Origin of the sequence: Pantoea sp. Fr-CA_6, assembly GCF_024520895.1 — a bacterium.
Taxonomy (GTDB): Bacteria; Pseudomonadota; Gammaproteobacteria; order Enterobacterales; family Enterobacteriaceae; genus Pantoea; species Pantoea agglomerans.
Genome location: NZ_JALNPO010000006.1, coordinates 102,537 through 128,283, shown reverse-complemented (window position 1 = coordinate 128,283; position 25,747 = coordinate 102,537). Strand labels below are relative to the sequence as shown.

At 48.4% G+C, this 25,747-nt stretch carries 26 protein-coding genes, 1 tRNA gene and 2 pseudogenes; 16 read left to right on the top strand and 13 right to left on the bottom strand.

What is annotated here, in order from left to right:
* Nucleotides 1–12: 12 nt before the first annotated feature.
* Nucleotides 13–1,323 (bottom strand): inorganic triphosphatase, encoded by a 1,311-nt coding sequence (locus tag NR201_RS12900; protein ID WP_250863204.1) that lies wholly within the window; start codon nucleotides 1,321–1,323, stop codon nucleotides 13–15.
* Nucleotides 1,324–1,595: 272 nt separating this feature from the next.
* Here NR201_RS12900 and NR201_RS12895 point away from each other — a divergent pair, with 272 nt between their 5' ends.
* Nucleotides 1,596–2,216: a TIGR04211 family SH3 domain-containing protein gene (locus NR201_RS12895; protein ID WP_010671133.1), complete on the top strand. Its 621-nt coding sequence runs from the start codon at nucleotides 1,596–1,598 to the stop codon at nucleotides 2,214–2,216.
* 158 nt (nucleotides 2,217–2,374) lie between these two features.
* Nucleotides 2,375–3,607: a multifunctional CCA addition/repair protein gene (locus tag NR201_RS12890; protein WP_256849834.1), complete on the top strand. Its 1,233-nt coding sequence runs from the start codon at nucleotides 2,375–2,377 to the stop codon at nucleotides 3,605–3,607.
* Nucleotides 3,608–3,622: 15 nt separating this feature from the next.
* Here NR201_RS12890 and bacA read toward each other — a convergent pair whose 3' ends face one another.
* Together bacA and folB are read right to left on the bottom strand one after the other, a co-directional pair.
* A complete protein-coding gene (gene bacA, locus NR201_RS12885; protein ID WP_010671134.1) occupies nucleotides 3,623–4,441 on the bottom strand; it encodes an undecaprenyl-diphosphate phosphatase in 819 nt (272 codons plus the stop codon).
* A gap of 191 nt (nucleotides 4,442–4,632) precedes the next feature.
* Nucleotides 4,633–4,992 carry a bifunctional dihydroneopterin aldolase/7,8-dihydroneopterin epimerase gene (folB, locus tag NR201_RS12880; protein WP_010249061.1) on the bottom strand — a complete coding sequence of 120 codons (360 nt, stop codon included), beginning with the start codon at nucleotides 4,990–4,992 and terminating at the stop codon, nucleotides 4,633–4,635.
* Between the two features lie 108 nt (nucleotides 4,993–5,100).
* Between folB and plsY the strand changes: the two genes are divergently transcribed.
* Complete coding sequence (plsY, locus tag NR201_RS12875) at nucleotides 5,101–5,706, top strand: glycerol-3-phosphate 1-O-acyltransferase PlsY (RefSeq protein WP_010249063.1); 606 nt, start codon at nucleotides 5,101–5,103, stop codon at nucleotides 5,704–5,706.
* 226 nt (nucleotides 5,707–5,932) lie between these two features.
* Here the strand turns inward: plsY and tsaD are convergent, their stop codons facing one another.
* Nucleotides 5,933–6,946: a tRNA (adenosine(37)-N6)-threonylcarbamoyltransferase complex transferase subunit TsaD gene (tsaD, locus tag NR201_RS12870; RefSeq protein ID WP_022623892.1), complete on the bottom strand. Its 1,014-nt coding sequence runs from the start codon at nucleotides 6,944–6,946 to the stop codon at nucleotides 5,933–5,935.
* Between the two features lie 278 nt (nucleotides 6,947–7,224).
* On the opposite strand from tsaD, the gene rpsU reads away from it, so the two are divergent.
* From rpsU to rpoD, 3 genes are all read left to right on the top strand, one after another.
* Nucleotides 7,225–7,440: a 30S ribosomal protein S21 gene (rpsU, locus tag NR201_RS12865; RefSeq protein WP_001144069.1), complete on the top strand. Its 216-nt coding sequence runs from the start codon at nucleotides 7,225–7,227 to the stop codon at nucleotides 7,438–7,440.
* 118 nt (nucleotides 7,441–7,558) lie between these two features.
* Entirely contained in the window at nucleotides 7,559–9,304 is a 1,746-nt protein-coding gene (dnaG, locus tag NR201_RS12860) for a DNA primase (RefSeq protein WP_010678530.1), read from the top strand.
* Between the two features lie 443 nt (nucleotides 9,305–9,747).
* Nucleotides 9,748–11,589: an RNA polymerase sigma factor RpoD gene (gene rpoD / locus NR201_RS12855; protein WP_010678531.1), complete on the top strand. Its 1,842-nt coding sequence runs from the start codon at nucleotides 9,748–9,750 to the stop codon at nucleotides 11,587–11,589.
* Between the two features lie 74 nt (nucleotides 11,590–11,663).
* Here rpoD and mug read toward each other — a convergent pair whose 3' ends face one another.
* Entirely contained in the window at nucleotides 11,664–12,182 is a 519-nt protein-coding gene (gene mug / locus NR201_RS12850; protein WP_115758050.1) for a G/U mismatch-specific DNA glycosylase, read from the bottom strand.
* On the bottom strand, nucleotides 12,179–12,763 hold the full coding sequence (locus NR201_RS12845; RefSeq protein ID WP_172608904.1) for a TetR/AcrR family transcriptional regulator: 585 nt from the start codon (nucleotides 12,761–12,763) through the stop codon (nucleotides 12,179–12,181). Before NR201_RS12845 ends, mug begins: the two co-directional genes overlap by 4 nt.
* A 138-nt stretch (nucleotides 12,764–12,901) precedes the next feature.
* Between NR201_RS12845 and NR201_RS12840 the strand changes: the two genes are divergently transcribed.
* The 4 genes from NR201_RS12840 (at nucleotide 12,902) to NR201_RS12825 (ending at nucleotide 15,852) form a co-directional block, all read left to right on the top strand.
* Nucleotides 12,902–13,693 (top strand): SDR family oxidoreductase, encoded by a 792-nt coding sequence (locus NR201_RS12840; RefSeq protein ID WP_064690003.1) that lies wholly within the window; start codon nucleotides 12,902–12,904, stop codon nucleotides 13,691–13,693.
* A 202-nt stretch (nucleotides 13,694–13,895) separates the two neighbouring features.
* Nucleotides 13,896–13,971, top strand: a tRNA-Ile gene (locus tag NR201_RS12835).
* Nucleotides 13,972–14,462: 491 nt separating this feature from the next.
* Nucleotides 14,463–14,780, top strand: a complete 318-nt coding sequence (locus NR201_RS12830; protein WP_256849833.1) for a hypothetical protein — start codon at nucleotides 14,463–14,465, stop codon at nucleotides 14,778–14,780.
* Nucleotides 14,761–15,852, top strand: coding sequence for a HEPN domain-containing protein (locus NR201_RS12825; RefSeq protein WP_256849832.1), 1,092 nt, complete (start codon nucleotides 14,761–14,763; stop codon nucleotides 15,850–15,852). The genes NR201_RS12830 and NR201_RS12825 overlap by 20 nt, the downstream gene beginning before the upstream one ends.
* Before the next feature lie 333 nt (nucleotides 15,853–16,185).
* Here NR201_RS12825 and NR201_RS12820 read toward each other — a convergent pair whose 3' ends face one another.
* Nucleotides 16,186–16,509, bottom strand: a complete 324-nt coding sequence (locus NR201_RS12820) for a DUF1493 family protein (protein ID WP_245115961.1) — start codon at nucleotides 16,507–16,509, stop codon at nucleotides 16,186–16,188.
* Complete coding sequence (locus NR201_RS12815) at nucleotides 16,506–16,961, bottom strand: STM2901 family protein (protein WP_245115959.1); 456 nt, start codon at nucleotides 16,959–16,961, stop codon at nucleotides 16,506–16,508. The genes NR201_RS12820 and NR201_RS12815 overlap by 4 nt, the downstream gene beginning before the upstream one ends.
* A gap of 136 nt (nucleotides 16,962–17,097) precedes the next feature.
* On the opposite strand from NR201_RS12815, the gene NR201_RS22685 reads away from it, so the two are divergent.
* The 5 genes from NR201_RS22685 (at nucleotide 17,098) to NR201_RS12790 (ending at nucleotide 21,316) form a co-directional block, all read left to right on the top strand.
* Nucleotides 17,098–17,253 (top strand): helix-turn-helix domain-containing protein, encoded by a 156-nt coding sequence (locus NR201_RS22685; protein WP_306281388.1) that lies wholly within the window; start codon nucleotides 17,098–17,100, stop codon nucleotides 17,251–17,253.
* Between the two features lie 23 nt (nucleotides 17,254–17,276).
* Nucleotides 17,277–17,624, top strand: coding sequence for a hypothetical protein (locus NR201_RS12805; RefSeq protein ID WP_342394759.1), 348 nt, complete (start codon nucleotides 17,277–17,279; stop codon nucleotides 17,622–17,624).
* A gap of 9 nt (nucleotides 17,625–17,633) precedes the next feature.
* Nucleotides 17,634–18,650, top strand: coding sequence for a tyrosine-type recombinase/integrase (locus tag NR201_RS12800; RefSeq protein ID WP_245115957.1), 1,017 nt, complete (start codon nucleotides 17,634–17,636; stop codon nucleotides 18,648–18,650).
* Nucleotides 18,651–18,758: 108 nt separating this feature from the next.
* Nucleotides 18,759–19,955 carry a hypothetical protein gene (locus tag NR201_RS12795; protein WP_245115955.1) on the top strand — a complete coding sequence of 399 codons (1,197 nt, stop codon included), beginning with the start codon at nucleotides 18,759–18,761 and terminating at the stop codon, nucleotides 19,953–19,955.
* Between the two features lie 224 nt (nucleotides 19,956–20,179).
* Complete coding sequence (locus NR201_RS12790; protein ID WP_245115953.1) at nucleotides 20,180–21,316, top strand: reverse transcriptase family protein; 1,137 nt, start codon at nucleotides 20,180–20,182, stop codon at nucleotides 21,314–21,316.
* Between the two features lie 1,469 nt (nucleotides 21,317–22,785).
* Here the strand turns inward: NR201_RS12790 and NR201_RS12785 are convergent.
* The 4 genes and pseudogenes from NR201_RS12785 to NR201_RS12770 form a co-directional block, all read right to left on the bottom strand.
* Nucleotides 22,786–23,097: a DUF1493 family protein gene (locus NR201_RS12785; protein WP_250488782.1), complete on the bottom strand. Its 312-nt coding sequence runs from the start codon at nucleotides 23,095–23,097 to the stop codon at nucleotides 22,786–22,788.
* Between the two features lie 8 nt (nucleotides 23,098–23,105).
* A pseudogene (locus NR201_RS12780) lies at nucleotides 23,106–23,548 on the bottom strand (STM2901 family protein).
* A gap of 440 nt (nucleotides 23,549–23,988) precedes the next feature.
* Nucleotides 23,989–24,210 carry a hypothetical protein gene (locus NR201_RS12775; protein ID WP_245115949.1) on the bottom strand — a complete coding sequence of 74 codons (222 nt, stop codon included), beginning with the start codon at nucleotides 24,208–24,210 and terminating at the stop codon, nucleotides 23,989–23,991.
* A 476-nt stretch (nucleotides 24,211–24,686) separates the two neighbouring features.
* Nucleotides 24,687–24,773 (bottom strand): annotated as a pseudogene (locus NR201_RS12770) (tail fiber assembly protein); the annotation flags it as partial.
* A 369-nt stretch (nucleotides 24,774–25,142) separates the two neighbouring features.
* Here NR201_RS12770 and NR201_RS12765 point away from each other — a divergent pair.
* Nucleotides 25,143–25,415: a hypothetical protein gene (locus tag NR201_RS12765; RefSeq protein WP_227024345.1), complete on the top strand. Its 273-nt coding sequence runs from the start codon at nucleotides 25,143–25,145 to the stop codon at nucleotides 25,413–25,415.
* A 118-nt stretch (nucleotides 25,416–25,533) separates the two neighbouring features.
* On the opposite strand, the gene NR201_RS12760 is transcribed toward NR201_RS12765, so the two are convergent.
* Nucleotides 25,534–25,689 (bottom strand): YnfU family zinc-binding protein, encoded by a 156-nt coding sequence (locus tag NR201_RS12760; protein ID WP_216844881.1) that lies wholly within the window; start codon nucleotides 25,687–25,689, stop codon nucleotides 25,534–25,536.
* Nucleotides 25,690–25,747: the final 58 nt, after the last annotated feature.

Here is a 25,747-nt window from a genome sequence, read left to right as displayed (position 1 = left end):
ACGGAATGCCCGTTAGCGGCCAGCGCCGCTGGTGAGCCAGAACGGAGGCTGTTTCAGCGCCTGCATCGCCAGCCAGGCTAACCCGGACGTCTGTTTTTCATGAATTGCCGACAGCAGCTGTTGCCACGGGTCGAGCCAGCTCACGACCGCCTCAGACGGATAGAATCCCGCCAGCAGGTGGACGGTAAGCAATTGACGCGCCAGACGGGTAGCTTTGTCCTGATACTCGTTGGGTTGTTTTACCGTGATGAACGTTTCTCTCAGATCGGCATTGACGCGGCTCAGCATAATGTCGCTGAAGCGTTTATAGGACCCCTGCAGCTTGGCTTCCCCTTTGGCATCGATCCACTGACGCCACTGAGATTCAGCCAGCCAGTGTGTCAGCGCCAGCTGCGTCTCAACCGAGAGGGAAGATAAGCAGAAATTGGCAGCATCCTGCTCTTCATTCACCAGCGTCTCTTCCAGCGTGGTCAGCTGCTGACGCAGCGCACTGCTGGCTTTACGCGGCACCAGCGCACCAAACAGGCTGAACGCCTGACGCAGCAGATCCAGCGCTTCGCGCACCGCATCCTGGGCCGCCGCATTGCCGCGCAGCCAGACTTCTTCATGATATTGCCAGTGATGAAGTCCTGCCGACATCGCGGCCACCATGCCCTGCTCTACGGTGGCTTTGGCGCCCGCTTTCAGCAGCGGGAAAGGCTGTATCTGGCGCGGCGGATTACCCTGCGCCAGCTGATAGCCGCGGGCGGCTTTGCTCAGGCTGCCCATACGCAGACCGCCCAGCGCCACCAGCTGCTGTGCGAAGGCCAGCAGATCCTGGCGTTCGCCACGTTTCAGCTCCAGCTCGATCTCGCACAGCGGTTCGCTGAGATCACCTGCCGTGACCTCGCCCTGATCAAACGCCACTTCAATTTCACTGTTGCCTGTGGTGATCAGCCAGATCTCGCGCTGGAAATGGGTGGTGAACAGGGGCTGCAAGCGCGGCTGCAACGCCGCGACATCGGTGCCCTGCGGCCAGATCTCTGCCGGCAGGCGTGCAATGTCCAGAACCGGTTCGCTGAGCTCAACGTTGTATTCCGGACGCTGATGCAGTCCGCCGAGCGTCTGCCCCGCCGCTTTCAGCGTCATTTCATAACGCTGGTCTACGCCGCGGATACGCAATCCCATATCCCAGCGTCGTAGCTGGTTGTCGTCGGTTTCAAAGTAGATGTTGGTCAGCTCGCGAGCAGCCTGATGCTGATGCGGCAGAGTGGAGAGCAGTTCAGCCAGTTTCCCGGCCGCCTGTGGAGTTGCAATGAACTTTAGTTCGATTTCGATGGTCATAATTTTTTATTCACTACGCCGCTGGCACTTAAGAGGGTGTTTCCTGCATATTTCAGGCGATTATCAGCAGGTTACTCAAGCTGTCGCCTGGAGGGCAAGGGGTTATCAGGCGAAGATTAATGCACAGAAGCCGCGCTGTCTCTGCTTTCTTTGCTCTTTCGCAGACCTTTTCGCACTCTCATGAGACCAGGATAGTTCTCATTCAGATTTATGCGAGGCCTCTCCAGACTGTGCCGGTAAATTTTTAGTCAGACTAAGCCAAACGAAATCGAATGAAAAAAATTACTCTCGCTGGACTCACTTTGCTTGCCCTTAGCACCCTTGCACCTGCCCATGCTGAAGAAAAACGCTATGTTTCTGATGAACTTTCTACCTGGGTTCGCAGCGGACCGGGCGATCAGTTTCGCCTGCTCGGTAAGCTGAACGCCGGGGAAGAGGTGCAGCTGTTACAGACCAACAATGACACGCATTATGGCCAGATCCGTGATTCGGAAGGCCGTACCACCTGGATTCCCCTGTCGCAGCTCAGTGCTAATCCGAGCCTGCGCACCCGGGTGCCTCAGCTTGAGCAGCAGGTGAAAGATCTGACCGCCAAACTGGATAACATCGACAACAGCTGGAACCAGCGCACGGCTGAGATGCAGAACAAAGTCGCCAGCAGCGACGGCGTTATCAACGGGCTGAAAGGCGAGAATCAGAAGCTGAAAAATGAGCTGATCGTCGCGCAGAAGAAAGTCAGCGCCGCTAACGTTCAGCTGGATGATAAGCAGCGCACCATCATCATGCAGTGGTTTATGTATGGCGGCGGCGTGCTGGGCGTCGGCCTGCTGCTGGGCCTGTTACTGCCGCACATGCTGCCGCGCCGTAAGAAAAGCGATCGCTGGATGAACTGACACCATTTAGCCGGATTTGAGCAGGGGATCGCAGGATCCCCCTTTTGGCATGTCTGCAATCCGGGGAATCTGTGCAACAATAAAATGAGATGCACCGCTGATTTCAGGCGCGGGACGCGCCCGGCGTGCAGGTCATTTCTTTTTCTCTGGAGTTTTGCGTGAAGACGTTTCTTGTTGGCGGTGCGGTGCGTGATGCGCTGCTGAATCTGCCGGTTACAGACAAAGATTGGGTGGTGACAGGTTCCACGCCTGAAGCCATGCTTGAGCAGGGCTATCACCAGGTCGGTCGCGATTTTCCCGTTTTCCTGCATCCCGTCAGTCGCGAAGAATATGCGCTGGCACGTACCGAGCGGAAAAACGGGAAAGGCTACACCGGTTTTGTCACCTGGTCCGCGCCCGACGTGACGCTGGAGCAGGACTTACAGCGCCGCGATCTGACCATCAATGCGATTGCGCAGGATGAAAACGGTGAGCTGGTCGATCCTTATAATGGCCAGCGTGATATTGCCCTGCGCCTGCTGCGTCACGTCTCTGACGCCTTCAGTGAAGATCCGCTGCGGGTACTGCGCGTTGCGCGCTTTGCGGCGCGTTTTGCCCATCTCAACTTTCGTATTGCCCCCGAAACCCAGCTGCTGATGCAGCAGATGGCCGAAAGCGGCGAGCTGTCGAATCTCACTGCTGAGCGGGTGTGGAAAGAGACGGAAAAGGCGCTGAGTTCCCGTAATCCGCAGGTCTATTTTCAGGTCCTGCGCGACTGCGGTGCATTGCAGGTGCTGTTTCCTGAGCTGGATAATCTGTTTGGTATTCCTGCGCCGATTAAGTGGCACCCGGAGATCGACACTGGCGTCCATACGCTGATGACACTGGCGATGGCCGCCGCCCTCTCCAGTGAGATCGAGGTGCGCTTCGCCACGCTGTTCCATGACGTCGGCAAGGCGCTGACGCCGCCTGAGTTGTGGCCCAGCCACCACGGTCATGGTCTGGCGGGCGTTCCGCTGGTCGAGGCGCTGTGCCAGCGACTGCGGGTGCCAAACGCGATTCGCGATCTGGCGCTGATTGTGACCGAATTTCACGACGTGGTGCACACCATTGAACGGCAATCTGCCGCGTCGCTGGTAGCACTGTTTGACCGAATCGATGCCTGGCGTAAGCCGCAGCGCATTGAGCAGATGGCGCTGACCAGCGAAGCGGATGCGCGCGGGCGAGCCGGACTGGAGAGCATGGCTTATCCGCAGGGTGACTATCTGCGTCGTGCTTTTGCGCTGGCGCAGGCGGTGCCGACCAAAGCGGTGGTCGAGGCGGGATTTAAAGGTGCAGAAGTGCGGGAAGAGTTGACGCGACGACGGATTGACGCCGTCGCGCAGGGTCTGGCGATTACGCAGCCTGACTAGCAGGCTGCGTGGGCTTTACATGAAGACCATGTAAACCGCGGCTGCCACAATAAAGCGGTAGATCGCGAACGAGACAAATGAGATGCGTTTGATCAGCTGAAGGAAGGCTTTAATCGCAATCAGCGCCACGATAAACGCCGTGACAAAGCCCACCGCGAACATCGGGAAATCCGCCATCGTCAGGAAGCCGATGCTCTTGTACAAATCCAGTACGGTTGCACCCATCATCATTGGCACTGCCAGGATGAAGGAGAACTCCGACGCGGCATAGCGGCTCACGCCCATCAGCATGCCACCGGAGATGGTTGCACCGGAACGTGAGAAGCCCGGCCACAGCGCTAAGCACTGGAAACAGCCAATCATCAACGCCTGACGATAGGTAATATCATCGACGCCCACCGCTTTCGGCTGTTTTGGCTTAAGGTACTCAGCTGCCAGCAGCAGCACACCACCTACCACCAGGGCGTACATCACGTTGATCGGATTAAACAGCGTTTTGATCTGATCGTGCAGCACCAGACCCACGACCACCGCCGGTACCATACCCAGCAGGATATGGATCAGCGACAGACGGCCAGTGCCGACGCCTTCATGTTTGACTTCGCCAAAGTGGATGCCGATCAGGCCAAACAGACGGCGCCAGAACATCACTACTACAGCCAGAATCGATCCTAACTGGATCACAACTTCAAAGGTCTCGGCTTTTTCACCCTCAAAGCCCAGCAGGTGACCCACTATAATCATGTGCCCTGTGGAAGAGACCGGTAAAAATTCGGTCAGCCCTTCCACAACGCCCAGGATTGCAGCTACCCAAAGCTGATGAATATCTGCCATCAAATGTTTCCTCTATCCGTTTCAAAACCATTAAAAAGGCGGTAGCGCGTGGCTATCGCCTGAAATCATGCCGCTATCAGCCTGAATTAAACCTTAAGGTCTACACCATTTCGCCTGCTGTAACGAAACGGTACACGCTATGACAGACAGTAATTTGGTTTGGTTTCATTGTGATGGCAATCACATCGTATTTATTTAGGAATAGTCCCGCGCTCAATTCGCACGCCAACCTGTGCTGCCTGGGCTACAGCCCCCGGTTTGCTTACCTTTATGCGGACGCCAGGCGAATTGAAACGGTTCATCAACAGATCCGCGATTTCTTCAGCAACCCGTTCAACCAGCGCAAAACGACTGCCGGTAAGATGCGTCAGAATCGCCGAGGAGACATCCGCATAGCTGAGACAATCTTTCACATCGTCGCTACTGGCCGCCAGACGGTTATCCCAGGCCATTTCGACATCGAGCACCAGCTTCTGCTGTATGCCCTGTTCCCAGTCGTAAACGCCAATAGTGGTGAAGACCGTGAGTTGTTCTATAAATACGATATCCATGATGAGAGTCTCTGTTTTTGGCTAAGCCGGATACCACTTCCGGCTGATTATGCGTATTATCCACGGTTAAAGAGATCAAAACGACCCTAAAGGGAACGGTACGGTGTTATGAGTGCTTTCGCGCTTGGTATGATTATTTTCGCGTATCTTTGCGGTTCGATTTCCAGTGCGATTCTGGTTTGCAAACTCGCTGGCCTGCCCGATCCGCGCACACACGGTTCCGGCAATCCGGGTGCCACCAACGTCCTGCGTCTGGGCGGTAAAACCGCAGCAGCCAGCGTATTAGTGTTTGATGTGCTGAAAGGGATGGTGCCGGTCTGGCTGGCCTATCTGATGCACGTGACTCCGCTCTATCTCGGCCTGACCGCCATTGCCGCCTGTCTGGGTCATATCTATCCGGTGTTCTTTCACTTTCGCGGTGGCAAGGGTGTGGCGACGGCATTTGGCGCGATTGCGCCGATTGGCTGGGACTTAACCGGGCTGGTCACCGGCACCTGGCTGTTAACGGTCTTACTCAGCGGCTATTCCTCGCTGGGTGCCATCGTCAGTGCGCTGATCGCGCCTTTTTATGTCTGGTGGTTCAAACCGCAGTTCACCTTCCCGGTTTCCATGCTCTCCTGTCTGATCCTGCTGCGTCATCACGACAATATTCAGCGGCTGTGGCGGGGTCAGGAAGGCAAGATCTGGAAGCGCAAAAAGAAATCTCAGCCATAAAAAAAGCTGGCCTGAAGGTGTCGACAAAGTCTGGCTTTATGTCCGCGACTGCGCAGGAAACAGGGTCAGATCGGAAAGACGCAAAAGCCGTCATCCCTGACCGCTCGGCCCGCGCCATCCATGGCGCGTGACGCTTTCCTCCTCTGACCCTGTTCCCTGCGCGTTGAGCTTATCCGTTACGGCCAGATTCCCCCAGATGCAGGCTTGTGAGCCGGCTTTTTTCACATCAGATGGCGGGCAGTTCCGACAGCGGCCAGCGCGGTCGCACGCTGACGCTTAACTCTCCCCGCGTTCCGCCTTTTAACCGCACCATGCCCGCATACGCGATCATCGCACCGTTATCGGTACAGAACTCCGGGCGGGCGTAGAACACTTCGCCGCCGCGCTTTTGCATCATGATCGCCATCTGCTCGCGCAGTGTGCGGTTAGCGCTGACGCCACCGGCAATCACCAGACGCTTAAAGCCGGTCTGATCCAGCGCACGCTTACATTTTATCGACAGCGTATCCACCACCGCGTCTTCAAAGGCGCGGGCGATGTCAGCACGGGTCTGAGCATCATCATCATTGGCGCGGATGGTATTAGCGGCAAAGGTTTTCAGGCCGGAGAAGCTGAAATCCAGGCCCGGACGATCGGTCATCGGACGCGGGAAGGTAAAACGTCCCGCCGTGCCCTGCTGCGCCATCTTCGACAGCATTGGTCCGCCCGGATAATCCAGCCCAAGCAGCTTGGCCGTTTTGTCGAACGCTTCACCCGCCGCATCATCGATCGATTCACCCAGCAGCGCATATTCACCAATGCCGGTGACGCTAATCAGCTGCGTATGTCCGCCCGACACCAGGAGTGCAACAAACGGAAATTCCGGCGGATTCTCTTCCAGCATCGGCGCCAGCAGGTGGCCTTCCATATGGTGGACCGGCACGGCGGGGACTTTCCAGGCAAACGCCAGGGCGCGGCCAATGGTGGCACCAACCAGCAGCGCACCGACCAGTCCAGGGCCTGCTGTGTAAGCCACCGCGTCGATCTGCTGCGGCTCCAGACCGGCCTCTTTCAGCGCAGCCTGAATCAACGGCACGGTTTTACGCACGTGATCACGTGAGGCCAGTTCCGGCACCACACCGCCATAATCGGCGTGCAGTTTTACCTGGCTGTAGAGTTGGTTAGCCAGTAATCCGGCCTCGTCATCATAGATTGCGATGCCGGTTTCATCGCACGACGTTTCAATACCCAGAATTCGCATTGCATCACCTCATTCTTGCGGCGCGCAGTTTATCACAGCAATTGGATGTGCAGCGCGGGCATCCACCGTAAAAAGTCATTTTCTGTCGGCTAAAGAGTGCGCTATACTCCCGCCCCTGGAAAAACCGGCAGCCGCACAGGCAAACGCTCCTGTTGGTTTCAAATTATCCATGGTGCTTTACAAACCAACTTGAGTTGGAGTAAAATGCTGCACCATTTTGAAATGTGCTGGCGCCGCAGTCAGCAGCAAAAACCGAATTTTATCGAGGTGAGAGTTACATGCCGGTAATTAAAGTACGTGAAAACGAGCCATTTGACGTAGCACTGCGTCGCTTCAAGCGTTCATGCGAGAAAGCAGGCGTTCTGGCTGAAGTTCGTCGTCGTGAGTTCTATGAAAAACCGACTACCGAACGTAAGCGCGCTAAAGCGTCAGCAGTTAAGCGTCACGCCAAGAAACTGGCTCGCGAAAACGCACGCCGCACTCGTCTGTACTAAGTCGTTCCGGAGGTCCGCCTCCACCGCGTGATTCACGCAGACAGAGTCAAGTAAAAGGCCGTGCTTTCCGAAAGGAAGCGCGGCTTGTTGCCGTTTATGAGCTGAAAATCTGGGGCGTATGGCTGGACGAATTCCACGCGTATTTATCAACGATTTACTTGCCCGCACGGATATCGTGGATCTTATCGATGCCCGCGTTAAGCTGAAAAAGCAGGGTAAGAATTTCCATGCGTGCTGTCCTTTCCATAATGAAAAAACGCCCTCTTTCACCGTAAACGGCGAAAAGCAGTTCTATCACTGTTTCGGCTGTGGTGCACACGGCAACGCTATCGACTTTTTAATGAACTTTGATCGTCTGGAGTTTGTGGAAAGTATTGAAGAGTTAGCCACCTCCCACGGTTTAGACGTGCCTTATGAAGCAGGCAGCGGGCCCAGCCAGATGGAACGCCATCAGCGCCAGAGCCTGTATCAGCTGATGGAGAACCTGAACGGTTTTTATCAGCAGGGTCTGCAGCAATCCAGTGCGCAGCCAGCACGCGACTATCTTGATCGTCGCGGTCTGAGCGCCGAAATCATCAATCACTTCGCCATAGGTTACGCGCCAGCCGGCTGGGATAACGTTCTCAAGCGTTTTGGTAAGCAATCGGAAGATCGCGAGTCATTGATGGAAGCGGGCATGCTGGTCAGCAATGACAAAGGCCGTACTTATGACCGGTTTCGCGACCGCGTCATGTTTCCGATTCGCGATAAGCGTGGACGCGTCATAGGTTTTGGCGGACGCGTGCTGGGTAACGATACGCCGAAGTATCTGAACTCGCCGGAAACACCTATTTTTCATAAAGGCCGCCAGCTCTATGGCCTTTATGAAGCTGTTAAGAACCATCCTGAACCCGCCCGCCTGTTAGTGGTTGAGGGATACATGGACGTGGTTGCACTGGCGCAGTACGGGATAGATTATGCCGTCGCGTCATTAGGCACCTCCACCACTGCTGAACACATTCAGTTGCTGTTTCGCAGTACCGACACCGTGATCTGCTGTTACGACGGCGACAGGGCGGGTCGTGAAGCGGCATGGCGTGCGCTTGAAACCGCATTGCCTTACATGAATGATGGTCGTCAGCTACGCTTTATGTTTTTACCCGATGGTGAAGACCCGGATACGCTGGTACGCAAAGAGGGTAAAAACGCCTTCGAAGCGAGGATGGAGCAGGCAATGCCGCTCTCTTCGTTTTTATTTGATAGCCTGCTGCCGCAGGTGGATCTGAGCTCACGCGACGGAAAGGCGCGCCTGAGCACGCTGGCTTTACCGCTGATTACGCAGATCCCTGGTGAGACCTTACGTATTTATATGCGTCAGGAACTGGGGAATAAACTGGGTATTCTTGACGACAATCAGCTTGAAAAGCTGATGCCGAAGCTGGCCGCAAGCGGAACGACGCCGGTAGCACCACCGCTGAAGCGTACCACTATGCGCGTGCTGATCGCGTTGCTGATTCAGAGTCCGCAGCTGGCCACCCTGGTGCCTTCGCTTGATGGGCTGTCTGAGTCAAAAATGCCGGGTTTACCGCTATTTATTGAATTAGTGGGCCGTTGTAATGAGAATCCTGGATTGACCACCGGTCAGCTACTAGAGTTATATCGCGGAACAAATTTTAGTCAGACGCTTGAAACACTGGCGATCTGGAACCACATGATAGTAGATGAGGAAGCCGAAGCGGTGTTTCAGGATTCGCTGGCCAGCATCTACGACTCTGCTCTTGAAGAGCGCCTGGAGTTTTTGATTGCGCGTGAACGCACCCAGGGACTGAGCGCCGATGAGCGCCGGGAACTCTGGACTCTCAGTCAGGCGTTTGCCAGAAAGTAACTGTTTTCAGCACGCTGCCCGTTCTGACAGATGAAAGGGCAGATTGCCTGTTTTAGTGCAGCGGACACCCGTTTCGCTACCGTGAGTGATGCCGGTACCGAAATAGTCCGCAGTACCAGGTTTAAAGGCCTCTGGCGTAGAGCCGGGTCCTTAGCACACATTTTAAAGGCCGCAGGCGTCGAAGCCAGTCTGGTCACCGCCAGCGCACAGCTTCCGGAGCGTACTGAAGTACGTGAGGAAAGCGAGCACTGCCGGGGAGCAGAATGGCAAGTAAGCCAGGCCATTAGCACAGAGTTTATACAAGCGGCTTAAGTGCCGATTACTGATGGGCAAAGCCCACGCCGCGACGAAGGCAGCGGCAAGAATTAAATGCCTTTACTGCTATTGTTGGCTCGCTGCCGACCGACACCAATCTAATTTAACAGAAGTGTGGATACCGTCTTATGGAGCAAAACCCGCAGTCACAGCTCAAGCTTCTTGTCACCCGTGGTAAGGAGCAAGGCTATCTGACCTATGCTGAGGTCAATGACCATCTGCCGGAAGATATCGTCGACTCAGATCAGATCGAAGACATCATCCAGATGATTAACGACATGGGTATTCAGGTGGTTGAAGAAGCCCCGGATGCCGACGATCTGATGCTGAACGAAAACAGCTCCGATACTGACGAAGATGCCGCGGAAGCTGCCGCTCAGGTGTTATCCAGCGTTGAATCTGAAATCGGGCGTACCACTGACCCGGTCCGCATGTATATGCGTGAAATGGGTACCGTTGAACTGCTGACGCGCGAAGGCGAAATTGACATCGCTAAGCGTATTGAAGACGGTATCAACCAGGTTCAGTGTTCTGTAGCCGAATACCCTGAAGCGATTACGTATCTTCTGGATCAGTACGACAAAGTTGAAGCAGGCGAATCACGCCTCTCCGATCTGATCACCGGTTTCGTCGATCCTAACGCAGAAGAAGATATCGCCCCAACGGCAACGCACGTGGGCTCTGAACTTTCTGATGCCGATCGTAAGGACGATGAAGAAGAAGATGAGGAGGATGATGACAGCTCCGACGACGATAACTCAATCGATCCGGAACTGGCACGCGAGAAGTTTTCTGACCTGCGTAAGCAATATGAAACTACCCGCGCAGTGATTAAAAGCAAAGGTCGCAGTCATGCTGCCGCCGTTGCTGAAATCCAGAACCTCTCTGATGTCTTCAAGCAGTTCCGCCTGGTACCGAAGCAGTTCGATTACCTGGTAGGCAGCATGCGCACCATGATGGAACGCGTCCGTACGCAGGAACGTCTGATCATGAAGCTCTGTATTGAGCTGTGCAAAATGCCGAAGAAAAATTTCATCACGCTGTTTACCGGCAACGAAACCAATGAAACCTGGTTCAAAGCTGCTCTGGCCATGAACAAGCCGTGGTCTGAAAAACTGCTGGAAGTGCAGGACGACGTGACACGTTCCCTGCAGAAACTGGCGCAGGTTGAAGAAGAGACCGGTCTGACCATTGAACAGGTCAAAGACATTAACCGTCGCATGTCGATCGGTGAAGCCAAAGCACGTCGCGCCAAGAAAGAGATGGTGGAAGCTAACCTGCGTCTGGTTATTTCGATTGCCAAGAAATATACCAACCGCGGTCTGCAGTTCCTTGACCTGATTCAGGAAGGTAATATCGGCCTGATGAAAGCGGTAGATAAGTTTGAATATCGCCGTGGTTACAAGTTCTCGACCTATGCGACCTGGTGGATCCGTCAGGCTATCACCCGCTCTATCGCCGACCAGGCGCGTACCATCCGTATTCCGGTGCATATGATTGAGACCATCAACAAGCTCAACCGTATTTCACGCCAGATGCTGCAGGAGATGGGCCGCGAACCCACGCCGGAAGAGCTGGCTGAACGTATGCTGATGCCAGAAGATAAAATCCGCAAAGTGCTGAAAATCGCTAAAGAGCCGATCTCCATGGAGACGCCGATTGGTGATGATGAAGATTCACATCTGGGCGATTTTATCGAAGACACTACGCTGGAGCTACCGCTGGATTCTGCTACCTCAGAGAGCCTGCGTTCTGCGACCCATGACGTGCTGGCTGGCCTGACCGCGCGCGAAGCGAAAGTGCTGCGCATGCGTTTCGGTATCGATATGAACACTGACCATACGCTGGAAGAAGTGGGCAAACAGTTCGACGTTACGCGTGAGCGTATTCGTCAGATCGAAGCCAAAGCTCTGCGTAAACTGCGCCATCCGAGCCGTTCGGAAGTGCTGCGCAGCTTCCTCGACGATTAAGTCAGACAAAAACCCCGGTTCGCCGGGGTTTTTTATGCCTGCCTGTTACTGCCTCTCCCCTGCCCTGCGCAGATTCATTCGTTCCCCGCATGCAGTTCCACATAGAGCTGACGATACGCCTCTACCATCTCGTCCAGCGATGCGCGATTAAGGCCGCTGGGATTCGGCAACACCCACACCTGCGTTTTCCCCATACATATCGGCTGTTTGCCCCATTCGACTTTGCTCTGTTTAAAAGCACGACGGAACGCATCCTTACCCAGAATCGCCAGCGCAGCCGGCTGGTAATCCAGCACCTTTTCCATCAGCCTTTTGCCGCCGTCCCGCAGCTCATCAGGCGCTAACTCACTCGCCTGCACCGTAGGCCGCTCAACCAGCATGGTGATGCCGCAGCCGGTCTCCGTTAAGCGCTGCTCCTCTTCCGGTTTCAGCTGCTGTTGGGTGAATCCCGCCAGATGGATGACTTTCCAGAACCGGTTGCCGGGATGCGCAAAGTGAAACCCCTGATGGGCGGTTGACTGACCCGGGTTAATGCCACAGAACAACACATCAAGATCGGAGGTGATGATGTCGCGGATCGCGTGTTCACTCATGCCGCCACCTCCAGCGTGCGCTGCTTCAGCGCATCGCGGCTGCGTTGCAGCATCTGGCTGGCCTGCTCAGCATCCGGACAGGCGCGCGCCAGCGCCAGCGCACCAACCATCTCTGCCAGCATGCTGGAGGCCAGTGCTTCCGCATCCGGCAACTTCAACTCACGTAATATCTGCGTCAGACTGCCGTGCATCGCATTAAAGCCCTGTGCGAAGATCTGCTGTGTCGGCTGTGGAAGATGAGCCACTTCACTCACCAGAGCGGCTAATGGACAGCCCTGCGCTGGTGCATTGCGATGCGCCTCGGAAAGATAGCTATCAATAAAATCTGCCAGCTGCTGCGCTGGCTGGGTCACGGACTCCGCGGGCTTTAAGGTATCGGCTTCAGCAAACATATGCTTCAGCACCTCCTCAACCAGCTCCTCGCGTGAGGTAAAATGCGCATAAAAACCGCCGTGTGTCAGCCCGACCCGCTTCATCAGCGCCGCTACACCAATTCCTTCGGTGCCGGTTTCACGCATCACGCGCGCCGCCTCATCAAGGATACGCCACCGCGTATGCGCTTTGCTGCTCTGCTTCTCCATCTCATCTCCTGCGGTGTCTGCTACGTAGCGTCTGGCTATTATAGTAATTATTACGGTCATCATATTCCAGCTTGACGACAGATATGATGATCGTCATATTGATGGCTATTATGACGACCATCATACGAGGAAAAAGAGATGTCACAATCAGGCACAGCTTTAATCACCGGCGCATCCAGCGGTATCGGTGCGACCTATGCAAAACGACTGGCAGCACGCGGCTATGATTTGATTCTGGTCGCACGCGATCAGGGGCGGCTCACCACCCTGGCTGACACACTGGCAAAGCAGCACGATATTCGGGTGACGGTTATGGCGGCTGACTTAACGCATGAGCAGGATCTGCAACGCGTGGAGTCGGAGCTCGCGAACAACGCACAGATTACGCTGCTGCTGAACAACGCGGGCATGGGTGTTGAGGGAGAGTTTCTTGAGGCGGACATCACACGCATTAACAGTATGCTGGCGTTGAATATTCTGGCACCCACCCGTCTGGCACAGGCGGCTGGCCGGGCTTTCAAAGCACGCGGAAATGGCATCATTATCAATATCGCGTCGGTGCTGTCGCTGGTGCACGAGATGTTCAACGGCGCTTATAACGCCACTAAGTCTTACGTACTGACTCTGACGCGTGCGATGCAGCGTGAACTCGCAGAGAGCGGCGTGCAGGTACAGGCGGTGTTGCCCGGTGCGACCCGTACGGAGATTTTCGACCGCGCAGGCCAGTCTATTAATGACATTCCGGCTGAAATGCTGATGGACGTTGATGAGATGGTGGACGCCGCGCTTGCCGGACTCGACAGCAAGGAGACGGTAACCATTCCGTCGCTGGAAGATCTGCAGATGTGGCACGACTACGATCAGGCTCGTGGCACGATGGTTCCTCATCTTTCGCGGAATCAATCAGCATCCCGTTATCGTCAGCGCTGAGTCAGCTATCAGCCATAACGACTGAAGTCCGGTTTCACTAAAGGCGCGGAGAAGCATTATCCGTGCCTGTTTGCGACTTCGGGATCGCGGCTCGCCAGATTTGTTATATAAATCAGCAGGTAAATCACTGCTGCTTATTTCAGCAACCGGTGGCTGAGTGCTGGATTGCCCTGAAGAGATACTTTATAATCCCCGCTCCGCTGGCCCCTTAGCTCAGTGGTTAGAGCAGGCGACTCATAATCGCTTGGTCGCTGGTTCAAGCCCAGCAGGGGCCACCAAATTTTAGTGATGTAAATCATGCTTTTAAGCCACCTCTCATGGTGGTTTTTTTGTTTGTACAATCTATCATTGGCAGCAAAATGGCAGAAGAAATTTTTTCGTCAACTTTTACAACTATCGAAGGCCATTCAAAACTATGATTGCAGCCCATTTAAAACAATCCTAAAAATTTATACTTAAAATACTGTGAATTCGTCGGGCTAAGCCAAAACATATTCCATAAGAATAGCCAGACTGAGTTAAGGTACTGCATTGGACAGGTACCCCATTAGAGACTTGAATAGTAGCCATTATCATTTAGCCCAACCACCTTTTATTGAAACAGTGATTTGGTTTCGTCTAAAAAGATGCTTTATGAGATGCAAGTCAACAAAGTTATAGAATTTCTTGCTCCTGCTAAATTAGGAGTTAAAATATAAATACTGTAAATTAAAGACGTTATATTAATCTTAAACCCGAAAATTTAAATTTTATAAAAAAGGGAGGCTTCATGAGAATTGAAAATGAATATAATAAAACTGGTTATTTTTGGCTACCCGGTGGAGAAGATAAAAAAGTACCAGGAGTCCTTTCAATTGAGGATGGAGGGAGGATAGAGTTAGAAACACTTGGTCTTTTAGAAGATAGCCCAAACGATAAAGGTGATGATGATATAATAGAAAGGATAATTGGATTTGTTGAAAAAGATGGGTTAGTTACTCTTGATAACTGCTTTTATATTACCAAAAGTTTATCTTTTGGCGACATTTCCAAATCAAAAATATTAGTCAACAGAGCCTTTACCGGAATTGCATGCGATAAAAAATGAAGCACTAAATTTTAATACATTTTCGTTTGAGGTTGATTGTCTGGATGAATGGGTAGGAATAAGTGGCATAAGAGTGGAACATGACTGGGAAAATAAGACTGCAGTGATTAATTATGACCCTCCGAAAAAAATCAATATCATACTTGATAATGGTATGAGCCTAGAAATTTGTTTCGCTTATACACTTCCCGGATTCCCAAATTTAAAAGAAGCAAAATTTACTCAAAGAGCTTTTTTTCGTCTTGTATCAAAAGAGTTGCGTGATTTAAATGAGTTCACAACCGTTGCCTACAAAATAAACAATCTCATGTGTTTTGCCATGGACGAGGTTGTGGTTATCAAAAATGTATCTGCAACGTCTGAAAAAATGCAACGTAGCGGAGGAAACAACAAAGAGTATCCTATTAAAATAAAAATATATTATCAAAGCAACATGTATTCTGAAAAATTACCTAACCGTAATCTGCACAACATCCTATTCAATTACAATATGATAAAAGATAATTTCCAGCAAGTTTTTAATAGCTGGATAAATGCTTATGAGTATCTATCACCTGCATTTAGCCTTTATTTCTCAACCAAAATTGGCGCTCAAAAATATCTTGACGGTAAATTTTTGGCGTTAGCACAAGGCTTAGAAACTTATCATAGAAGAACTAGTGATGAAAAAATAATGGATCCGGAAGCATTTGAAAAGCTTGTATCTTCCATTATTGATTATTGCCCTGAAGAGAATATTGAATGGCTTAGAGGCAGATTAATGCATGGAAATGAAATCAATCTCGGAAAAAGGTTGAAAAGTATTATTGAACCATTTAAAGAACACCTTGGATCAAGTAGAGAAAGAAATAAACTTTTAAGAAAAATTGTCGACACGAGAAATTATTTAACTCATTATAGTAATGATTTAGAGGATGAATCGGCCAAAGGCAGAGATCTCTGGGTCATTTGTATGAAAATGGAAGCCATTTTTGTTTTGCACTTTTTGAATGTCGTCGGATTCACCCAAGAAGAGATAAAAAAAGTAATCAATAATTGCTATCCGATGCAACAAAAATTAAATCCATGCTGATAGTAAAATCATAACCTTAAAAAGAGACAAGTCATTTAGTGATTAGGCAATGTCTCTTTATATTTTAGCTCCCTCGAACTAGCATATTTATTCTCATGCGCCACTCAATATGTTAAATTTCTCAATCATTAAAAATTGGCTATGAGGTAAATTTAATTCCTATCGTAATAAAGCAAAATTACTCGTGCGACACATGCAATTCAATGCAGTGACATGTGGCGGTTCTCCTGTGAAGGGGTTCCGCGATGGTCAGATTTTAAGGAAGGGAAATCATGCTGTTGTCATTGTGTGGCAGCTGACACAACGGGCAAACCTGCTGCCCGCTGACAGTGACTAAAAGAGCCAGCGACCGGCAACGGCTGACTCAATAAACATGCGTATAGTCAGGGGGGCTTTATCCTGCTTTACTGGCGCGCGGTTGAAAAAAGAACGGGTTTTCCAGGGGAAATAAGTGGCGAGCGTAAAACCTGCTGGCTGTACGTTAAAATCACGAAAAAATTTCCCCGATACCTCTGCAATATCTTCTGCTTCAAAAAGTTCCTGCAAAACATCATCGTCACCGATTTCAATCTTTTTTAAAAGAAGCGTTGTTACCAGCGGCAGTTCGCGCAGGATATATTTGCGCACCAGGTCAGGAGTAGTCGTCATATCATTCACCAGATTTTATCCTCCGGCCTCACAATCATGTTATAGCGATGTACGGTGCGAAAACTGATTTGCGCAACATCATTTGCCAGGATAACCCACCCTACAACCGGCACGGCCCTGCCCACAAAGGCTCCCAGATTATTCACCCAGAAAATTTTCAGCCCGCGCAGGCTGAAGGATTTTAAGGTCAGAGTCGGGAGAATGCGCCGCCGGAATTTATAGGACATATGCCTGCGGAAAAAGAGTGACACAACCGACGTGCCTGGCGTTGACGTGAGCGGTTTCCCCGGCACGTCAATATTATTGTTACCGAGAATGATGTTTGCAACGGCTACAATATCCTGCAAGCCCAACTGTTTCTGGGTTTCATCAAGCAGCACCCAGAATAATAATTCCTGCGGTGTCAGGTTCGTCACGCCGTGGTAAAAATAGGTTCCGTTCAGTTGCTCAGTCGTATCCATCGCCTCAGATCCCTCTCATTGGATGGTCAACAAATTTTAACTCTAACATCTGCGTGACAGCTTGTTAATCCATTACCGCTTTGCCCGTCAGACGGACTTTTCCGGCCAACTGATAAAAGGCGCGCCCGACACGTCGATGGCCTGTACCACCTTACTGCACTTCATCCAGACACTGTGCCGCCATTTGAACGTGTCTCAAAGCACTATGGCTACCTGCATAATGTATGAGAACTTTCCTGCTGATTGGGTTTTGATTTGCTCTATGGAACCGGTACTTCGCTGGAGTGGCTAACGTACGGCCGTGGTGATTAAAACATCACAAAACAAGATGAGAAACCCAACAAGATCGAACTCAAAAAAATCACAAATGGGAATTTCTCTTCCTCGGATTGGGTTGAATATGACATTCAGCTCTTGCCAAGCGATGTTGAGGCTCCTCTGTTAGTACATTTCGAGAAACAGAATTACCTGGTAGATATGACTGCCGCAGAGATCACCGATGGGCTATGGCTCATCGAGATTGATAAGCTCATAAGCGTTAAAGAGCTTTACCGTTTTCCTGGCGGGCGCATTCGTGTTGAGAATGGAAAAGCCTCATTCGAGTGCAAAGCGGATGACATCAAGGTTTTGGGCAAAGTCCTTGCCCGTACTGAGTATCTTTAAAGGCAAAGCATGGCGATTAGCAAATTACCCAACGGAAAATGGCAAGCTCAGGTGTTCCCGAACGGCCGAGACGGCAAAAGGATTCGCCGCCAGTTTGCGACGAAGGGCGAAGCACAATCCTATGAAAAGTTCGTAAAAGAACAGGCTCATGATAAACCTTGGCTGGGAGAGAAGGCAGACAAGCGGCGGTTAATTGAGCTTGTTGAATTGTGGTTCAACACGCACGGCATCACGTTAGCAGATGGTGAAAAGCGGCGAACCACAATGGCGTTCGCTTGCGAAGCAATGGGAAACCCACTTGCAACCGAATTTAACGCAAAAATCTTTGCGTCTTATCGCGAGCAGCGATTAAGCGGAAAAATCATCCGCTCCGCTCGAGTGAAGACAGTTACGCCTCGCACGGTAAATTTGGAGCTGGCGTATTTCAGGGCGATGTTTAACGAGCTGCGGCGGTTGGATGAATGGACCGCACCTAATCCTTTAGAGAACGTGCGCGAGTTTAAAATCAGTGAGTCGGAAATGGCGTATCTCACTATTGAGGAAGTCAAAACTCTCCTCTCCGAATGTGCGAACAGCCGATCCAAGGACCTGACAACCATTGTGAAAATCTGCTTGGCAACAGGAGCACGATGGAGTGAGGCCGAAGGGTTGAAGGGAAACCAAATCCGCGCCGGTCAGATCATCTTTGTGAAAACTAAGGGCAAGAAAAACCGAGCAGTGCCGATAAGTGAAAAATTACAGGCTGACCTGCCATCGATCAGGAAACCGCAGTTGCTCTTTAAACCATGCTATTCAGCCTTTAGAAAGGCCATGCAACGCGCTGGCATCGAGACACCTGCTGGGCAGCTGACGCACGTTTTGCGGCACACCTTTGCATCTCATTTCATGATGAACGGTGGAAATATACTTGTGCTTCAGAGAATTTTAGGGCATACGGATATTAAAGTCACGATGCGGTACGCGCACTTTTCGCCTGATCATCTCTCCGACGCTGTTCTACTTAACCCATTGAATAGAATGGAGTGATAAGCGAAGCCGAGGCCTAGGTTTAACATGTTAAGTTTTATTAGTTTGGTTAAAAAGAAATTTTTTCACACCGTCAAGTCCCTCTCAACTTTTAAAATGGATTGAAAAATGAAATTAGAGGATTTGGAGATAATTAAAGATTGGACATCTCAGTTCGATGTACCTGATGTTTATGTTGTTGAGCAGATTTTAAGTAATATGCGTTTTGTTAGCTTTGAAGAAGTAGAGACTTGGCTGCAGAACTCAATAACTCAGTTGCTGGCAGAGATTCAATCGAAAGATGGAAGATCGAATGTTGCAATATTCCCTGTAAACAAACCTTTCATTCATAAATTTAATAAAGATAAAGAGGTCAAACGACCTAATGATAGCTCTGGACGTATCGCTCATTCACTTAAAAACTTAGAGAGGAACTTACCTACCTATGTTGAATTGACGCCGCGTTTGACATCAATGAGAGACAAAAAAGTAAGGAACATAATTTTTGTTGATGATTTTGTTGGGACTGGAGATCGTTTTATCAAATCATGGAGAGAAACTGTTGATCCTACTGTCAAATCCTGGTGCTCGAGGGGATGGTGCAAAGTATGGTTCGTTACCTTTGCTGCACATGAATCAGGTTTACAAAAGATATCACACAACATTCGAAGCATACCTCGACAAAACGTCAGAGTTAATTTACCCATTAAAAATTCATTTATGTTCCAAAATGGTAGTATGAAGGCCGTACTTAAAAAATATGGAGCTAACTTAGGAACGCCTAAACAAACGTTCGGCTATGGTGGATTAGCTAGCCCAGTAGTTTTTCAATACGGATGCCCAAATAATGTTCCATTAATTTTCTGGGTTCGTTCTGGAAAAAAAAGCAGTAATCACTTAAAGCCACTGTTTCCAAATAGAAGCATTCCTACTGACGCTTACGGCCTTTTCAATAAAAACCTGAAGAGTAATGCTTCCGCACAAAATTTTTGGGATAAGAAAAGATACGATTTAGCATTGAACTTTTTAGAAGACATTAATAGATACGATAACAGACATTACCAGCTAATTATGGCACTCACATTATTAGCAGATAATAATGACAAAACTAAAATCAACAGTATTATGCTCTTATCATCAACTGATCTCGATGAAATTCTAACCGAACTGAAAGATGGGGGAGTGATTGATGCAGCTTACAAACCTACTCGTTTTGGTCATGACATCATTAAGCGTATTGCAAAAAAACGCAAAGTTAGTAAGATTCAGAAAGAAGAAGGCAACTTTTATCCTTCTACCTTTTTGGGGTTCCGCCGTGAAACTTAGCTGTAGTGGGTACATTTTTAATGTACCAACTTCCAATGACTATCCTAAAAACCGTTTTTACGGTATGACTGGACGTCTACGAGCCCGGATTCCGTCGCTCGCTGTAAAAGCTTTCGCCAGAGTGAGTAATGATGCGCACTTTTGCGCTCGTTCTTTTGCTTTGGGGCAACGAAGCCTGTGCGCAAAAGTGCACATCACGACCTCACTTGCGTGAGGTAAAGTAAGTGACACAGTGGAACCCCAATCTTTTCCGAAAGGAAGGCAAGTCCAAAGGTTTCAACCCCGAATACTTAACCGCGTTGGTTCAGCAGGGTGAAAAAACAGATGGTTTAGGTTTTCCCGTTGTTTTTTCATTGGCACATTTAGCAAACCTATCTCGTACACTCTATTCTGACCTACATAGCTTAGTAAGCCGCAATGAACTAGAACGGAAAGATTTTCCATATAAAAATTTCCCAATTTCAAAAAGAACCGGTGGTAAACGCTGGATTTCGGTTCCTGTTCCTGCGTTAATGGCTGTACAAAGCTGGATAAATCATAACATTCTTAGTCGTACAAAGCCCCACGCTGCCGCATATGCTTATGTACCTAAAAAGAAAATAATTCAACATGCGCAGCGTCACTGTGGTGCAGATTGGCTCGTAAAAATAGATATAAAAGATTTTTTTGGAAGTATAAGCGAACGCCAAGTATATAACGTCTTTTTAGGATTAGGCTATCCGAAATTATTATCATTCGAGATGGCAAGGTTATGTACCAGAGCCACCCCTAAACGACAGGGAAAAAAATGGCGGAACGAAATTAGCACGTATTCGATATCGAGCTATAATTCGGAATTCGTTGGTAGCTTACCCCAAGGAGCTCCAACCAGCCCTGCTTTATCTAATTTAGTTTGTTTTGAATTGGATGTAGCCCTAACCTCTCTGGCAACTTCACTTGATGCCACATATAGTCGCTATTCGGATGATTTATGCTTTTCCTTATCTGAAGGGAATCGAAAATCTGCATTAAACATCAAGAGACAGGCCTCTAAAATCCTTCGAGAACATGGATTTTCTGACAATAGTAGTAAAACGCGAATAGTACCGCCTGGCGCAAGAAAAATGCTTACAGGTCTAAATGTCAACAATGCTTCGCCAAAAATTCCTAAAGAAGTTAGGGATTCAGTACGGATGCATCTTTATTATTCAAAAAAACTTGGAATCCCTCAACATTGTAAAAACCGTGGTTTCCGCTCCATTATTGGATTTAAAAATCATTTATCAGGGGTAATTGGATATATTTACTCCATAGACAAAGACTTGGGTAATAAATATAAGATTGAATTTGATTCGTTACCTTGGATTGATTTTGGAATATAAACACCCCTTCTTTTAATTAAAAATTTTTATTAATTTACATTATTTATGTAAATATTTTTGCTCTGCATATGCAGGTTATTTTCCGCGTAAACTTCTAGCTAAATGTATGGACATTTTAATATTCGTGCAGATTTGATTGGCAGCAAAGTGGCAGCCGAGCGGAACGCTATGCGCCACTTTCCATCACTATTCGGCCTAAAGAAAACATCAAAATCAGTAAGTTACTGATTTCACTCGTTTCGAATTGGGACTCATAATCGCTTGGTCGCTGGTTCAAGCCCAGCAGGGGCCACCAAATTTAGTCATAAAATACATATATTTAAGCCGCTCATTGAAGCGGTTTTTTTGTATCTGAATTTCTGAGTGGCGGTAAAGTGGCGGTGCATTTTCCTCAACAGCCTTATCATGCCGCTGCTGATTGCTTTAAGCAGGTGGAACAAAACTACTAAACAAAGCAAAAAACCTCAGAAGTATGTAAAGTAACTCGCTTATCAATAGGGAGAAGCTCTGATAGTTTTTTCCAGCCAAATAAAATTACCGTCTGTATCGTAAATCTGCCACAATCCCGGTGTTTGAAATGGTGAATAGTCGATACTCATACCTGTTTACCATCAACGATAGGCTTTATGCCATTTGTATAAATTGTTGGCAGCTTTCAAAGAATTAATCGTATGTTCATAATGGCTGATAAGTGTAGTAGCGATCCGATTCTTCACTTGCTACCAATCTTGTAACAGGGAGCACGTCACTGTAATTCAAGATAATGAATAATATTATCAGGCTAATATAGGTAGGATTCATAAACTGTATAAAATAGAGGGAAAAGTAAATGCATCACATTCTTGAAATACTCTCAAATTTGCTTACCAATTGGCCTGTAACAGCAGGGAGGCGAGAGAAAAAGCCAAGAAAAGACAGAAAGAAGATATCAACTCTTCACTACAAACCTATATGCAAGATCACGACTGATCAAAAAAGTAACGATATACCGCAGAAAGATGAGGCCAACTAAGAAAAACATTTATATTTACAAAATCAGTCTTATTACTTGTAAAAGATTTCAGTGGATATGATTAAGATCATAATAACAGCATCTGCTGCTGACCTCTGCCTGGAAATGACGAGACGTCTTTAGCATTACCAGGCAATGTGATAATTTTGACATCGCCTTATAGAATTTAAAAGTGTAGATATAAAAGGTTTAAAAATGAAAGTTCTGTGGAATACTCCTTCTCATTCAAGTACCTAATGAACACCGGACGAAGATATCAAGCCATTAATGAGTAGTAAGCTCCCAGCAATGCTGCGTAAACTCATTGCCATATCGAGCTATTAGTAGCGCTCATATCGATAGCAACCTCTGTATACTCAGGAGTTTCAACTATTTTCCATTTCCCTCTTTTAATTTTTATCTAACCTTTTTTATTTTTTATAAAAAAATGAACACTTTTTTTCTACTACATCGCATTTTAGAAAAGCCACTTCCCCGCCTCAGCGGAATCAATCAGCATCTGAACAGTTAAAGGCTCAGGCTGATGATGATCGGTGCGCAGATATTTTGGCAAAATAGCGTTCGGCAAAAAGGGGATTCCTGTAGACGGAAAATAGAGACGAAAATCAAATCGCTTCATATCAATACTAAATAGTTCAGCATATTCTTCAAAAAAATCAAAAGCCTCTTCAGGCAAAACGCAATTTTTACCTGTACTCAGGGATGCATCATCTGGCATTTCCCAAAAGTATTTCTTTATCAGACGATGAACATCTTCAACTTTACTCATAACCAGCCTTATCCTTTTTCACCTGTAATCAGCATATATCGATGAACAACATTGCGGGTAATAATCGAAAGATCATATGCAGTTAACACAGCGCCAATCCAGGGCACCCAACGTCCAACATATGCCCCGACACTTGTTGTATATGCCCATTCACCGCGCAGCATTTTTTTCCATGTAATAGTACGACGTTTTTTCTGAAAACGCTGGCGAATAAGCATTCGGCTTGCGAGAGAAAGCGGGCTGGTTCCACGTGTGGTTTTTTGGGCATCCAGCTTACCTCTGACTGGAATCACAGGGAAGCTTGCCAGCATTGACGCGACTGCAACCATATCAGCTATTCCACTAAAGTTTTTTTGAACTCATCAAGTATAAGCCAAAACAGAAGCTCATCACCATCAACACTCATTCCATCAAAGAAGTATCTTCCATTTATTTGCTCTGTCGTATCCATACCGTTTCCCTGACACAAATGAAGATAAATATCTTAATGCCTCTGTTTAGCTTGGTCCATACTGAATCATTTAACTGAGAAGATTAACTTAAACATACAAAAATGCTGTAAGCCATTATGGAACTATTGTCTCACCATTCTACATCAGGCTTCTGTAGAGGATACTTTTGTGTTTAACGTCCGTACGACCTATACATACTTTTTCTATTACGTAAGCGACGATCTTAACCGAAGCAGTAATTAATCCTGGCAGCGGCTGCGACCTCCGCGACCCGTACATAATTCGTTAATAAACATCCCGCTCATGATATGCATCAGCCTGGCTTTGATAGTCAGCTTTATAGTTTCATTGGTATCTTTGGCCACCACAAAGGAGGCCACAATCAGTGTCACAGCCTTGTTGTTTGATAGCTTAAATTACGGATCACACTCCATACCGTTCATGCTTCTCCTTTTAGCTTATCCATCAGGTAAGCAACAAAGTAGGCAAGCATGAAGAACCCGAAGAAACCAACAATTTTCCACAGCCAGCCGTCAAGTAAGAACAAACAGAAAAATGCGGCAAATGAGAAAATCCCTGTTGAGATGGCTTCAAAAATATTTGCAGTTTGTATACCAATGAACTTACCGAATTTTAGAAGAAATGATTTTGCAGAGCTCATTTTGCATCCTTTCACATATTAATCACTGTCTCTTGATATGAATCAAATAGGATTTGAATGGCCACTCTACGAGGAAATAGACCATATCCAGATTCATTCGAAAATCCTTTGAAGAGTCCATCAGAAATCTACTTTGCATCCGCCTTGATGAGACTTAAGTCCCTTCAGTCTATCCTTGCACGATGAGAACCTTCAACAATAGCGAAGAACCAACTCTGACTTACCGCTTAACATCCTCAACTGTAACGACACGAGTGAATATTTTTTTAGCGATAAATTGGGTCAGGATAAATTGTGAACCCAATCCTTCCCCAGTCTGCCAGCACCCTATCCCGGTTTACAATCGATAGCTTGTTTTCCTTCAGTATCGAACTTTGGGTAAAAACCGTTAATCACAACAGTAATCAGTTGCCGGATGGATTCATGTCTGTCTGCAGTGGCTTTCATTGATGGGTAATAAAAAACCCGCTGCAATGTTAGTTCCACTCAGCCAGACGTGCGATCTCGTCATCAGCTGCAATGCTGATATCAACCGCATCCAGCAGCGGCGTGGTGGTCCGGTTTGCCTCATCGGTTGCGGCGACGAGTCAGTTGATAGCTTTCAGCACTGCATTTTCAGCTTCCGGTACCTGCACTAAGGTTTCACCACTCCCTTTCCCCGATTAACCTCACACTCTTTTACCCACTATTTTCCCTGTAAAAAACGCCACTCATCCTCACTCTGATAGCCCGACTGATACCCCGGAGTCACTTTTTAACCCTGCAGAGGGTGTATCAGATTATTTTCATAAACCCGCTATATTTACGGATATGAACAAATGCAGTCAAAACGGGCCAATTGAAATCTGCACAACGTGTGCGCTGAGGTCAGATTCACAATTTTGCAGATTAATTTATTGAACAGAAGAGTATGAATAGATTAGAGGTTTATCATGAAAAGTTCATCGAGTGCTGAACTCTGCTGCCGGGTAATTCATGGAAGAACCATCATGCCGCTGAAGAACGTTGCGTTGTATCAGGTCGAATTTGAAAATGGCAGATTTGCTGTGTTACGCATTAATAACCTTCTGACGCTTCAGGAAGGCGATATTATTTCAAGAGTTAATGAAGTGTGGTCTGCAGGACCAGATATTATTCAACTTTCACCATTCGAATTTCTCGACCAGGGTGAATCACAGCGTTATTTCACCGAGTACGAAAGATAATGCAGAATTATCAGCACATTGAAATACATGTTACGAAGATATTGTCTCAATGAGGGATAAGGTTAAACAGTATGACTTGCTGCTGCCTGTTGATCGCAACATAAAAAGGCGACGGACTTTATATAACATACAATGACTTACAGTGAGGGCATAAGACTGCCTGTCCTTTATTCTTTTTAGCTACAGACTGTCTGGAAAACTTTTTACACACCGGACACTGTGTATTGGTTTCGCTGCTGTGTAGCGCGTCGAAGAGAAAGCTCAACCAGGTCATGTCGTTATCCTCTGAAATGTTGCCATTAGCGTAACACAGTGCAGGTAAATTAATTTTT